We start from the raw sequence: 12,544 nt of genomic DNA on the forward strand, positions 1-12,544 counted from the left end.
CCGCTCATAGTCTTCGCCTCTTCATCATCGGAACCGCCAGCCGATCGAGCACGGTCGCCATTAGGCCCAGCACGGCACGCCGCCGCCAGGGCAGATGATCGGCCGCGACGGCCATGTATTCGATCACACCGGTCGCGCCGCGATTTCGCTTGAACTGCGCCGCCCCGGCCGAGCCGTTGAGCCGGGCCCCGCGCTCCTGCGCCATCGTTGTGAACAACAGGGTCGCGATCCGGTACAGGCCCTCGGCCCGAGGCCGGACGGTATCGTAACCGACGACCGGTGGAGTCAGCACGTTCCCGCGCACCAGCGATCCCGCCACGGCGAGCAAGGTCCCGTCGGCATTGCGGACACCGCGATAGCGCAGCGTGCCGTCACGCCAGGTCATCAGCACCCAGGCAGCGGAAAAGACAGGATTGAGCGGCGAGTATTTGCCGACATAGAGCAGATGGTAGAGTTCTGCGATCCGCTCGGCATCCGCCGCGCACATGTCCGCAAACTCATCTATCACCAAGCCGCTCCGGCGAAGCAGCCTCGCGTCGTGATGGGCGTTGCGCCGCGGTTGCCAGTCCTTTTCCAGATCGGCGGTAACCCAGATCTGGCGGCTCGCGAGCAATCGCCAGCCGTCGCACCGCGCCGCATCGAGCAATGCCGGCGAGGACCAGCTGTCGATAGAGCGGATCGCAATCGCATGGGAGGGAAAGAGCTTGGCCAGGAAGGTGCGGATTGCCGGGAGATCGTCCCCGGTCCAGTCACCATGCAGGTTGGTCGACAGCAGCCAATTGTCAACATGTACGACGCGATTGACCTTGCCCCAGCGCAGCAGGTGGTCGGCGGCGGCGATCAGCGCGCGCAACGCCGGCTGTAGCCAGCCCGTATCGACGATGTCGAGCTCCGCGCGTGCGTAGAGGACATAGGCGCTGTGAGGCAGACAGACATAGCTACCGCCATGCTCGCCGTCATTGACGGTCACCGGATAGACCCGGTCGCCGGACCGGAGCGCCAGCCAGCGCGTCTTCACATTGGTGATCAACGTGGCGGCTCCCGCGCGGGCGATGCCTTCGATATAGCTGCGGCTGTCGCACGCGGCCGGCCAGGCGCCGGGCGGCGGCGCGAGCGGGTCGAACAGCATCATGCGATCAGCTCGCCGTTCCATTCGATATCCGCGGTGGTCGCGCCGGCCGCGCTGCGCTGGGACGCCAGCGCCTGCGCCGTGAAACGTGTGGCATCGAGCAGCGCGCCAAGGACCGGGCGGCGATCGCCCGGGCGCCCGACCGCGTCGTGCCCGCGCCCGATATCGCGGGCCAGTGCGCCAAGTCGGCCGCTCCCGAGCGCCGTGGGCAAGCCCAGCAGCAACATTGCGGGGCCGAGATAACGCAGGCCCCCGGCCGGATGCGCCTCGCCTCCGCCGAGCATCGCGCGGGCGAGCTCGGGCCGAGCGTCGAACAGGTGCAGTCCGCTGACCGCGCGCGGATTGCACTCGATCGGCACGATCATGCCGTCGGGCGTGACGATCAGGTCGAATGAGAGATGCCCGGTGAGGGTGTCCGCGGCAGCGATCGAGCGAGCGATCTCGGTCGCGGCCGGGCAATCGACGGCCTCGAACGCATAGGCGGCGGCCCTGCCGTGGCGCCAAGTCGGCCGATATACGACCGAGGCGACTAGCCGGCCGGCACGCACGAACGACCACAGGCACAATTCCTCGCCCACAACGAAGCGTTGCGCCGCCCAGGCGTACTCGGGCGTGGGATCGATGGTGGCGTATTGCGCGCGCGTCGGACGGATCAGCGTCCGCGTCGCGAAACGCGAGAATTCGGGCTTGAGCACCAGATCCTGCGGCGCTACCGGCAAGGCATCGAGCGCCGCCCGCGTCTCGATCCGCCAGGTATCGGGCGCGGCAAGGCCGAGCGCGCGGGCATGGCTTGCGAAGGCCACCTTCGAATGCAGCGTGCGGAGCATGGCGAGCGGTGGCGCGAGCACTTTGTCTCCCAGGCCAGCCGCAGCAAGGTAGAATATTTCCTCGCAGGTGGGGATGATCGCTACCGGATCGAGCCGGCGCATCAGGTCCTGCAGGGCGCGGGCAAACCCTGGGAAATCGGCTCGCGGCGATGGCAGCAGATGTGTCGTGGCAACGGCGCGGGAGGATCGGGCCGCCCATCCGGTCACCGAATCCGCGATATGAACCTCGTATCCGGCAGCCGCGAAGGATCGTGCCAGATCGACCGCGACCGGCGCCCGCGCGCCGGTAATGAGGACCGTGCTCACGCCTCGGCTTCGGCGGCGCGTTCGGGGCAGTGCGCCGGAGTAAGCCGGATTTCCGGATTGCGGCGCCACAGCGCGTGCAGTCTCGCCAGTGTCTGCTCGACCCGGCCGGCATGGCCGAGTAGCCCGCTGGTCAGCCGTGGCGGTGGCATGTTGCGGCGGATCGCGTCGCTGGACCAGGCGGCATCGGCGACCAGGAAATGCTCGCCGTGCCGGTCGTCGGTGACGACCATCCCCCAATGACCGGGGCAGTGGCCGGGCAGCTCGACGGCGAGGAGGCTCCCGTCGCCGATAATGTCGGCGCCTTCCGTAAAGGGATGGAGCGCGCCGGGCAGGGGAACGCGCGGCGCTTCCTCGAAAAAGCGCGCACGCGCCGCGATGTCGGCCGGGAGCAGAGCCGGCAACACGCCGCCGAGCAGCGCCCTGATCCGGCCGCTCGAGCATGTCGCGTCGAGCCCGGCGCGTGCGCAATGGATCGCTGCCTTCGGAAAGGCGTGCGTCCCAGCGATATGGTCGGCATGGAAATGGGACAAGATAAGGTGGCGGATATCGTCGGGTGCAAAGCCATGCCGCTGCAATTGGCTGGCGACGTCGGCGCCCGGCGGAAGCGTTGCCGGGGTCAGCCAGCGATAGAAGCGTTCGGGAAAGGGCCCGGTCGCGGCGAAGAACGCCGGGTCGTAGCCGGTGTCGAACAGGATCGGGCCTTCGACGGGATGGACGAGCAGCACCGACAGGGCAGGGAAGATCGTCGGCCGCCAGCTGCCATCGCGGATCGTCGCGCGTTGAGGATGGACGCAATGCCCGGCGCGGATCAGACTGACGGCAACTTCACGCATCGATCCGCTCCGGCAGGGCATGGGCGATCATCGCTTCGACACGGTGGCGCGGTACCCAATCGAGCAGATCGCGCGCGCGGTCGAGCCGCATCGTCTGCGAGAAGGCGAAGGTCATTACGCCGTAGCGCGTAACCGGCGGCTCGGGTCGGCCGGGCAACAATGCTGCGACCTGCTCCATTGCGCCTGCCAGCGTCATGGCAAGACCCGTCGGCACCGCGACGAAGCGGGGCGTTTCCCCGATGCGGCCGAATAGCTTGCCAAGCAATTCGCGGACCGGTCGCGGATCGCCGCCGGATATGTTGATCGCCTGTCCGCCTGCCACTGCCAAATGCCGGTCGGCGGCGACGAACGCAGCCGCGGCATCGCGCACGTCGGTCGGTTCGATCAGCGCTTCTCCGCCACCGGGCAGCGGAAAGCGTCCGCGCCCCGCCGCGCGCAGGATTCGCGGCAGGAGGACAGTGTCGTTCGGACCCACAATCGCCCGCGGCCGGATCGCGACGGTACGAAATCCCGGCGTATCCGCCTCGAGGGTCAGCCGCTCGGCGGCATATTTGGTCGCGGCATAGGCATTGGCGAAGCGCGAGCCCACCGGGCTGTCCTCGGTCAATCCGATGCGCGCGCGCGGCGCGGCATAGATCGACGGCGTCGATGCATAGACCATCCCACAGCATCCCGCTGCGCGCGCCGAAGCCAACAGCCGTTCGGTCGCGGTGACGTTGATCGCCTTGAAAGCGGCGCGCGATCCCCAGGGCGAGGACAAGGCGGCGAGGTGGAACACCATATCGACGCCGGCAACCAGCGGGGCCAGCGGATCGGTGGTGAGATCAGCCGGAACGAACTCCGTCTTCAGTCGCGCGCCGATGGCCGCATCGCGTCCGGTAGCGCGCACGCGATATCCACGGGCGAGCAACTGGTCGACTAGTTCGCGTCCCAGCCCGCCGGTCGCCCCGGTCACGAGCGCGAGGCGGATCACCACCGGATCACCGCACCGCCCAGCGAGACGCCCGCCGACGTGCCGATCAGCAGGCTGTGGCTGCCGGGCGCGAGTTGCTCGCGCCCATGTGCGACGTGGAGCGCATGCGGCATGCCCGCAGCGATCTGGTTGCCATGATCGCGGAAGATATCGATCGTCTTGGCATGGCCGCCAGGCACCGCTCGCTTGAGATGCTCGATGGCGGCTGCGCTTGCCTGGTGCGGCACGATCGTGCCGAGCTCGTCCGCGGCGACGTCGCTCTCGGCAAGCAGGTCGCGCAGGAAACGCGGGAAGCGCTTAGCTGTCGCCGCGAACAGGGCAGAGCCGTCCATCCGGAACTTCGCGGCCTCCAGGAACACATCGAGATCCTCGGTGGGTCGCATCCGTGTGCCGCCCGATTCCAGCCGGCACAATTCCGCACCGTCGCCGAAGGTCGCGAGCCGGCACGCGAGTAGGCGGCTGAGGCCATCCGCTTCGATCGCCACCGCCGCCGCACCGTCCCCGAAGATCACCGATGCTTCGGGCGAGCCGAAATCTAGGGCGGCGGAGGCGATGTCCACAGACACGATCAGACCGCGGCGCCATTTGCCCACCGCCATTCCGGTCAGCAGCGTGTCGAGCGCGACAAGGAACGAGAGGCAGGTGGCGTTAATATCGAATGCAGTAATGCCGCTGGAGCCGATGCCTAGCCGCCGCTGGATCAGGGGTGCGTTTCCCGGGATCGGCTGCTCCATCACGCCGCATGCCGAGAGGATCACGTCGAGGTCGCCGGGCTCCCAATTCGCCGCTGCCAACGCGGCCGATCCCGCCGCCGCACCGAGCGAGGAACTGGTTTCGCCGTCGCGCGCCCAATAGCGGTTCGCGATCCCGAAATGGGCCTCGGTCCAGCCCGGAGCTTGGCCGATCCGCGCGTCGATTTCCGAGGATGGGACAGCGGTTCGGGGCAGGGCAGCGCCACTGCCGGCGAGGCGAAATCCGAAGCCGCGAATCGCGTTCATGCAAATATACTGAACAGTGTTTATTTACTTGTAAAGCCGGACTGCCCGATCGCTTCTAAGATGCGGGCATAGACTGTATCGATAGGCGCGGTTTCGCCGAGGAGCGCGAACGTGCCGTTCAGCGTGAAGAAGCAATGCCCATGCACCGTCGCCAACAACGAGCGGGTCAGTGCATCCACTTCGCCCCGGCGCTCGGGGGGCAACGCGGCGTCGATCTCATCGCGCACGATCTCAGTCAACGAACGGATGTGCTCGCGATAATATTCGGGCGCCGCGACATCGTCGGGCAGGCGATGGTCGTAAAGCGCCGTCCATGCGCGGCGGTGGAGGATCGCGAACTCGAAATAGGCCTCTACCAACACGTGCAGGCGACTATCGGTAGCGGCTGCCAGCCGGGCTTGGACATGTGCCTGCCACTGCGTCAGCGTCCGCGCGTTGATCGCGACGAGCAGCATGTCGTGGCTTCCAAACACATTGTAGACCGTGCCGATCGAGTAGCCGATCCGCTTCGCTACTTCACGAGCGGAGAAGCGCGCAAAGCCTACTTCGGAGATCTGGCGATGCCCCTCGTGGACGATCATCGTCCGGAGTTCGTCCCGCGTGTGATCGGATCGGCGTGCCACCCGCCGCACACTGCCTTCGTTCTTTACGGTGTTCAATAGAATTAAGCATTGCACGCCGAGGACACGCTGCATGAACCGGGTGAAGACCGGTATGGAACCGAGGCGATTTATCATGAGAATACGCGCGCGACAGGGTTCATGCCACAAATGCTCGAGGGCAAGCGAACGGTCTCGATCGCGCGCTATTCTCCGCCAGCTATTAGGCCAGCTTGAATTCCGCACTGAGCGTGGCCTGAGCGTCTCATTGACCGCTATATTTGCCCCGGAGGACAAGGATATGGTCCGCCCTTACGCCCTATTTGCCACGAGAAAAGGGGGCGTACCCGCGTGGCTCAAGCTCTGGTTGCTTAAGACGTTAAACTTCCCCCTGCTGCGCCAGGACCAGCGCATGCTGGCAGAACAAATCGAAGCGCTGGAGGATTGGGATGAAGTCAATTTCATCATCGGTCCGGCAGACCTGATAGGGCCGACGGTGTGGCGGTTAGCAAATGGCCAGCCACAGCGAGTCGAGCTGCGCGATACGACGCTCTACCTCTAACACCATTCCTTGCGGACGCGACGCAACTTATGCTCGAAATCAACCGCGAACCCTCGAGAGACGGTGATGCCAGGCGGCAACACACCAGCACGACCGAACAACGCACTCAAAGACGCAACTACACGCGCATCCGTATCTTGCGGAAGCGCCGGATCGAGCGACACGGTCACTCGGTCGGGGGCCGACTGCACGATTCGGAAATCGGTTATGGCGCGATCTACGTCCACGACTGCGTTACGCAGCACGTCGGGCGTAATCATACGCCACGCGCCTTTGGCGTCCTGAAGTTCGAAGGCGTCATCCCATCGGCCTTCGATCCGAGCGACCGACTGCAGCGGAGATCCACACGGACAACGTAAGTCTGAAAGCATAATTAGGTCGTTCATCTTGTAGCGGGCCATGATTTGCGTTCGGCGGGTAAAGTCCGTGATAAGCGGCGTCATTAGGCCGCCACTTCCCGCCGGCAACCACTCGAACTTAACGACATCCTCCGCCAAATGCAGAGTCCCATGCGGGCAGGCCACGCCGAAGAGCCCCTCAGTCGCCATGTAGATTTCGCGCACCGTGACGCCGGTGGCAGCTTCGATAGCCGCACGATCCAGCGGATCTAACACTTCGGCACCACTAAACAGGTGAGGTGCTGTTAGTCGTCCACTTTCGGCCAGCCGCCGTAGTACCTTGGGCGGCGCTACAATCGTATCCGGCGCGAACGCGGTCAGATCATCTGCCCAAGCGTCGACCCCGAGGCCAAGATCGAAGAAGCGCAAACGGATGCGCCCTCCGCGCTCTGCCGAGCGATAGAGTGTCGAGAAGCCTGGCAGGGCGAGTGCAACCCGGTGGCGTCGCCACAATACATCCGGCAGCGCCTTGGCAAGGATCGTACCCAACCAGACGAAGCGCTCGGCATCACTGATAACGTAGTAGCCGCGATTGCCGCTGGTGCCCGTGCTCTGGCCCACCAGATAGCCACGTACATGGTCCTCTCCCGCATCGATCGCCGCGCGTACCTCTGCCGCGGTGACGGCAGCACGATTGTACGTTGAGAAACTCGCCATCAGGATCGCTTTATCGGTCGGTTGCACATCCCGAAGACGTACAATCTTTTGCCCGGCGAACGCTCCGACCCGCGGCACGGAATCTCTCAGCCAGATCGCCAGCCGTCTGGACTGCCACTTATGAAGTCCATCGGCTGTTCTCAACTGGCAGGCAAGCCAACGTGTGCGCAGAAAAGCCAGCGCGGCATTCATCGCGACGGACATGCCCCCCCCAGCTGCCATTGAGACAGATCCTCAACTACCCCAGCACACACCGCCCCTAAGCCCCAAACTCCGCTGACAAAGCACACCATGACCGCAGCACGCTCGACTCGACCTAGCTTTTCTGGCTTGGGCCGAGACGTCGCTAGAAGCAGGGTCATTGCACGCCTTAGGTCTCGAAGGGATACAGAACCAACGATCAATTTGACGCAGGGCCCAACCCCAAGGACTTTATCTTTTCAGCAATTGAATTGCCACCGAAACCGGATGATTTGTTAAGAGGCTAATAGAATCCGGAGTAAGATTCCGGAAAACTGATCCGATATAACGATAGCTTCCAGGATTCGAATTGAGAGCCATACTTTGCCAACGGGTAATCGGGTCACCCCTGACCACCACATTGCTGACGACCTTATCAGCTGCGGCCCTGGATGTTCCAGCATCTTTAAAGGCCCCGTTGCCTGGCGACGCAGAGTTGAACACGGTGGCGTAGCGACCAGTCGCCGCCGCACTCAACGTTGCGATACCCCCACCCAAAGAATGGCCGGTGAAGCTGAGCTCTCCGTTCCCCACCGCCTTCACTGCCTCCCGAGCATAGGCCACGCCCTGGGCATATTGTTTCGTCGGAATACCAGCTGCATTCATAGCATCCGTGATATAATCAGCCCCCGATTTTGGGTCGGTCCCCGCGAATGCTACGATTGTCTCCTTTCCATTGGAGAATGTCCCCGCAGCAAATCCTGTTTGATCGTCAGATTTATAGTCTGTACGTGTAAAGTCTCCAACTGACGTACACTTTGGATCGTAGACGCAATTGGATATCCGGGCGTTATCTTTGTCGGAGGAGAGGCCGCTCGGATCGGTTCCCGAAATCGGATCGTTGCCCACGTACGCGTACAGGTTGATCTGGTCTTCATAGCCGATGGGATCGGTCTGGAGGAAGCGTCCGAGGGTCGGCGAGTATATGCGCGCCTTATAGTGGTACATGCCAAGCTCAGGGATCCAAGCCTGACCGGTGTAAGCAAAGCGCCCATAAGGCTCTCGGTTGGCAGTCACACTGTTTTGCGGGATGCCGTACTCATCGTAACTGTTGACCGCAATGCGATTGCCGTTCGCATCTGACATCGCAATGATCGATCCCTGATGATCGGTGAACAGGTAGCGCGGCGACAGGCTGGTGCCGGCGAATTCGACCAGCGGATCGTCCACACCATCTGCCGCGCCGTGCACATAGCGCTTCAGCATATTGCCCGCACCATCATATTCGATCGTCAGCGCATCGCCGTCATATAGGAAGCGGGTGTCGCTCACGCCTAATCGGTACACCTGATACAGGCGACCTAGCGGATCGTAGACCAGATTGACGCCCGCCGAACTCGCCACCAGTCGGTTCTCGGCGTCATAGACGTAGCTGGTAGCACCGTCGGAAATCAGATTGCCGTTCGTATCATAGCCGAAGGCCATACCCGCGACGCTCGAATATTGATTGAGTCCGTTCACCGCATAGTTTCGATCCGCGTTGACGTGTCCGGTGAAGCGATAATCGTCATTGTCTCGCGTGCGGCTAACGATCTGGCTCACGGGATTATAAGCCAACCCAGTGGAGACATTGCCACCACTTGAGAAGCTGTGCACATAGTTGGTCAGGCGCGAGATGCCGTCGTAACCGTAGTTAGTTCCGAATGACCACGCCCCCGAGGCTTGGCTCCATCGATAGAGCGTGGATACACGACCGCCCCCATCATAGGGCGGGTAAAAAAGCCCTATCGAACCGTCAAGGTCGGCATAATAGAGCCGATCCAGCCCGTCGCGGTAATAGTTCACGGAATGGCCGTCAGGATGCGTCACCCGAGTCCGGTTGCCATTGGCGTCATATCCATAGGTGAACTGGCGCGATGTACCGGCCATACTCGTGGTGCTTGAAGTCTGCCGACCAAACCCATCATAAGCGCTGGTCACTGCATCCGCACCGCTTGTGCTATCGAACCGCGCCGCCGTCTGCAGTCCACGCAGATCATAGCTGTAATAGACGTCGCGCGTCGCACTCGAACTCACATTCGTACAGACATAGCCTGACACACAGGCGTCCGGCACGATCTTCGACGTCATCCGGTTGAGCGCATCATAGCCATAGGTGAAAGTGCGCCCGTCACGCTTCCTAAGGCTCGTACGATTGCCATTGGGATCATAACCATAAGCTTCGTAATCGCTGGTGTTCACCGCGCCGGCAGTTGCCAGTGCTGTTGCTGCGGTCGAGCCATTGAAGCCACTTGGAGCACTCGTCGACGGGAATTGCCACTGAGCTTGGCGATCGAGGCCGTCATACGTCAGCCGAGCCTTGTTGCCATTGGCGTCGACGACATATTCCTGTTTGCCATTTGGCGTGTAGCTGTAGGTCGCATAAGCCTGCTCAAGGCTGGTTCCCACTGCCCGGCGCACCTGAACCAGTTGGCCCGCCGCATCGTAGATATTCTTCGTGATCCGATCAGCGCCCTGACTACCTTGCACCCCAAGCGTGCAGGCACTGGCAGGCAGCGATCCGAAGGCCGCTAAATTCATACGAACTGCGGTGCATTCGATCTTGCCATTGGTGGCATAGCTATACTGCGTGACCTGACGGACCGGGCCGGCAGCCCCTTCGCGCAGCCGCTCGACGGCCTTACGGCCCATCGCGTCATAATCCGTCTCTGCAGTCTGGTAGATGGTGAAGCCGGTCCAGTCCTGAGGCGCGATACCTTCTGGTTGCCAGCCTGACAGCTCCCCCTTCTCAACACGGATCAGTTGACCAGCGACGTCATAGCTGTTGCGCACGGCGAGATGGTGCAGCGGCCCAGATCCATCTGGATCGGGCGCGATCGTGCCGGTAACTCGCCCCAGAGCATCATAGCGGATGCCGCTGGTGAAATCCGAAGGCGACGCCTGGGCAAAGGCGACGGCCGGAACAAAGACAGAGGAGGCGAGCAACCCCAACATCAATCGGTTCATGCCATCCCCCTCAGTTGCAGGCTGCCAAGCCCGCGCGGGGGCTGGTGGTCCAGATCTTGTTGCCGTCTGGGTTATAGCCATAGCAGGTGCGCAGGCTCTCCCCGCCCGAGCTTACCAGCGCGCCCCGCACTCTCAGGTTGCCGGCAGTACCGTTCGGACCATATTCGAAGGTGGTGGTGGTAATTTGCGCAGTGGAATCACACGCCGGCGTAGATGACGGGCGGCCCGTTCCAGTTCCCGCAACCGTCTGGCATACCGTCTCGGATGCCCGCACCCATACCGGCGTGGCAGCCGGAACCAGCGCGCCCCCGTTCGAGACATAGGCGTACTTCTGCACATAGGTGTAGAGCTTAAGCGCCCTTGCCGCACCGCTAGTCGGCGGCGGGCTTATCTCCCATTCGGGCTCGCCGAAGCTGGTATAGCCGAAGTGCGTCACATTGCCGTTGGCATCCAGCGTGCTTTCGGGCTTGGTGCAGCTATTGGGATACCAAAGGCAGGGAGCATAGCTCACAACCAGCGTGAGATTGCCCAACAGGCTGCCGGGTTTGGGATGACGCACCGCGCTGCCGATCAGGCCATTCGCGCCGAAGGTCACGTCAGTCCGCATGCCCTCAGGATCGGTATAGTAGCGTAGCGGTAGAACGACGCACCGATCATATTCGGTGGAAGGCAGAGCAGCTGCCACAACTGGGTCGCAATATTCGTAGGTAGTCGTGCGACCCAGTTCATCTGTGACGCTGACCGGGCCAGGCGTGATTTGGTAGATGCGGACGAAGCCGCCACCACCAGGATCGCCCGGATCACCAGGATTCGGAAGCGTTTCTTCCTGTCCTGAATTATAGCCAGGCGTTAGCGTCCGCGGCAGCATTGGCAATCCATACTGGACCGAGATGGTATGACCTTGCGCATCGGTCACCACACCGCCCGCGATCTGATTGATGGTGCCGTTGGTCTGACCAGGAATGTCGGTGTAGTCGTATTGATAGCTCTGGCCGTCGGCGAAATTCTGTGAATAAACTACATCGTGGACGTCATCCGCCGAGATTGAACTGCCGTAGGTGTTCGTCAGGTAAGGCGAAGACGCTCCCGGCTTCACGAAACCGATGGTCTGCGTAACACCTGACGTCCCGTAGGTATATGACCACGTCGCATTTCCCGGATCGGTAACGCTGGTGAGCACTACCCCCGAGGCGTAGCCGTATACATAGGTGGATGCCTTGACCCCACTGGGGCAGTTGTTTCCTGAAGGCTTCGGCGTAATCGCCAGGTTCAGGACACAGGCTTTGCTAACGCTCGTGCCCGAATATTCGAACAGCAGCGCATAACCGCGATTGCTCGACACGCTGCGCAACCGGGTCGTATTGACGCCACCGCCGGGCAGCTGATCATACTCGAATTTCAGGACCGTCCCATCCGGCTCCACGATCTGCGACGCATAGGCGCAACGCTGATAGGTCATGCAGTCGCCGCTGTTGATCGGCCGGAAGGTAATGAGGGTCCCGTCTGTCTTCTGCAGCGTGTATACGGCAGTGCCCGTGGAGCGGTCACCCGTATATGTCAGCCAGCTGACCGGCCCCTTCGAAATGCCCCCGAAAACCGTCAGGCTCGCCCGCCCGTCGAACGCTTCCGCACCCCCGCCCGTATAAGCCGTCAACCGATAGTCCGGACCAGATCCTTCGTAATGGCCCGCGGTAATGTCGATCCGCTTCTCGACGATGAACATGTCCCAGTTATGCGTGAAGTTCCCAAAGGGAAGCGCGTGCGTCATCGGGCCCTGACGTGATGCACGAACAAGTGCCAGTGCACTCCCTTCCTCACCGATCGACAAGTCCGTCTGCGAGAAATTGTACTTGCCGCTGCGCATATCCACGCCCCCCTTGGTGACGAGGAGATGGTCGGCAGGCGCGCTGGCATAGGCCTGGGCGTTGGTGCTTGCCTGGGCAAATGCAGCGGTCGAACTCGCGAACTGACACACTGCTAGGGCGATCACAGTTGCGCTGGCCGCGTGGCGACAGAACTTCCGCAGATTTCGGTCTTGGCGCACATGTCCTCCATATGAGTTTGGGCAAGAATCCC

At 62.4% G+C, this 12,544-nt stretch carries 10 protein-coding genes; 1 reads left to right on the forward strand and 9 read right to left on the reverse strand.

Annotated features, from left to right (window positions below; all coding sequences use genetic code 11):
* Nucleotides 1-4 precede the first annotated feature (4 nt).
* From FFS08_RS00060 to FFS08_RS00085, 6 genes are all read right to left on the reverse strand, one after another.
* The gene (locus tag FFS08_RS00060) at nucleotides 5-1,132 is read right to left on the reverse strand and encodes a GNAT family N-acetyltransferase (protein ID WP_171015305.1); all 1,128 of its coding nucleotides are present in this window, start codon (nucleotides 1,130-1,132) and stop codon (nucleotides 5-7) included.
* Nucleotides 1,129-2,058 carry an ATP-grasp domain-containing protein gene (locus tag FFS08_RS00065; RefSeq protein ID WP_137861140.1) on the reverse strand — a complete coding sequence of 310 codons (930 nt, stop codon included), beginning with the start codon at nucleotides 2,056-2,058 and terminating at the stop codon, nucleotides 1,129-1,131. The genes FFS08_RS00060 and FFS08_RS00065 overlap by 4 nt, the downstream gene beginning before the upstream one ends.
* A gap of 200 nt (nucleotides 2,059-2,258) precedes the next feature.
* Nucleotides 2,259-3,095 (reverse strand): MBL fold metallo-hydrolase, encoded by an 837-nt coding sequence (locus FFS08_RS00070; RefSeq protein WP_137861139.1) that lies wholly within the window; start codon nucleotides 3,093-3,095, stop codon nucleotides 2,259-2,261.
* A complete protein-coding gene (locus FFS08_RS00075; RefSeq protein WP_171012412.1) occupies nucleotides 3,088-4,068 on the reverse strand; it encodes an NAD-dependent epimerase/dehydratase family protein in 981 nt (326 codons plus the stop codon). Before FFS08_RS00075 ends, FFS08_RS00070 begins: the two co-directional genes overlap by 8 nt.
* Nucleotides 4,065-5,066: a 3-oxoacyl-[acyl-carrier-protein] synthase III C-terminal domain-containing protein gene (locus FFS08_RS00080; protein WP_137861137.1), complete on the reverse strand. Its 1,002-nt coding sequence runs from the start codon at nucleotides 5,064-5,066 to the stop codon at nucleotides 4,065-4,067. Before FFS08_RS00080 ends, FFS08_RS00075 begins: the two co-directional genes overlap by 4 nt.
* Nucleotides 5,067-5,086: 20 nt before the next feature.
* Nucleotides 5,087-5,647, reverse strand: coding sequence for a TetR/AcrR family transcriptional regulator (locus tag FFS08_RS00085; protein WP_249340947.1), 561 nt, complete (start codon nucleotides 5,645-5,647; stop codon nucleotides 5,087-5,089).
* 319 nt (nucleotides 5,648-5,966) lie between these two features.
* Here FFS08_RS00085 and FFS08_RS00090 point away from each other — a divergent pair, with 319 nt between their 5' ends.
* Nucleotides 5,967-6,227 (forward strand): hypothetical protein, encoded by a 261-nt coding sequence (locus tag FFS08_RS00090; protein WP_137861136.1) that lies wholly within the window; start codon nucleotides 5,967-5,969, stop codon nucleotides 6,225-6,227.
* Here the strand turns inward: FFS08_RS00090 and FFS08_RS00095 are convergent.
* From FFS08_RS00095 to FFS08_RS00105, 3 genes are all read right to left on the reverse strand, one after another.
* Nucleotides 6,224-7,486, reverse strand: a complete 1,263-nt coding sequence (locus FFS08_RS00095) for a CoF synthetase (RefSeq protein ID WP_137861135.1) — start codon at nucleotides 7,484-7,486, stop codon at nucleotides 6,224-6,226. The two genes, FFS08_RS00090 and FFS08_RS00095, sit on opposite strands and share 4 nt — an antisense overlap.
* Nucleotides 7,487-7,714: 228 nt before the next feature.
* Nucleotides 7,715-10,468: an RHS repeat-associated core domain-containing protein gene (locus FFS08_RS00100; RefSeq protein WP_171012413.1), complete on the reverse strand. Its 2,754-nt coding sequence runs from the start codon at nucleotides 10,466-10,468 to the stop codon at nucleotides 7,715-7,717.
* A 10-nt stretch (nucleotides 10,469-10,478) separates the two neighbouring features.
* On the reverse strand, nucleotides 10,479-12,512 hold the full coding sequence (locus tag FFS08_RS00105) for a hypothetical protein (RefSeq protein WP_137861133.1): 2,034 nt from the start codon (nucleotides 12,510-12,512) through the stop codon (nucleotides 10,479-10,481).
* Nucleotides 12,513-12,544 lie beyond the last annotated feature (32 nt).

The organism is Sphingomonas sp. 1F27F7B (assembly GCF_005503355.1).
In the GTDB taxonomy this organism is placed as follows: Bacteria; Pseudomonadota; Alphaproteobacteria; order Sphingomonadales; family Sphingomonadaceae; genus Sphingomonas.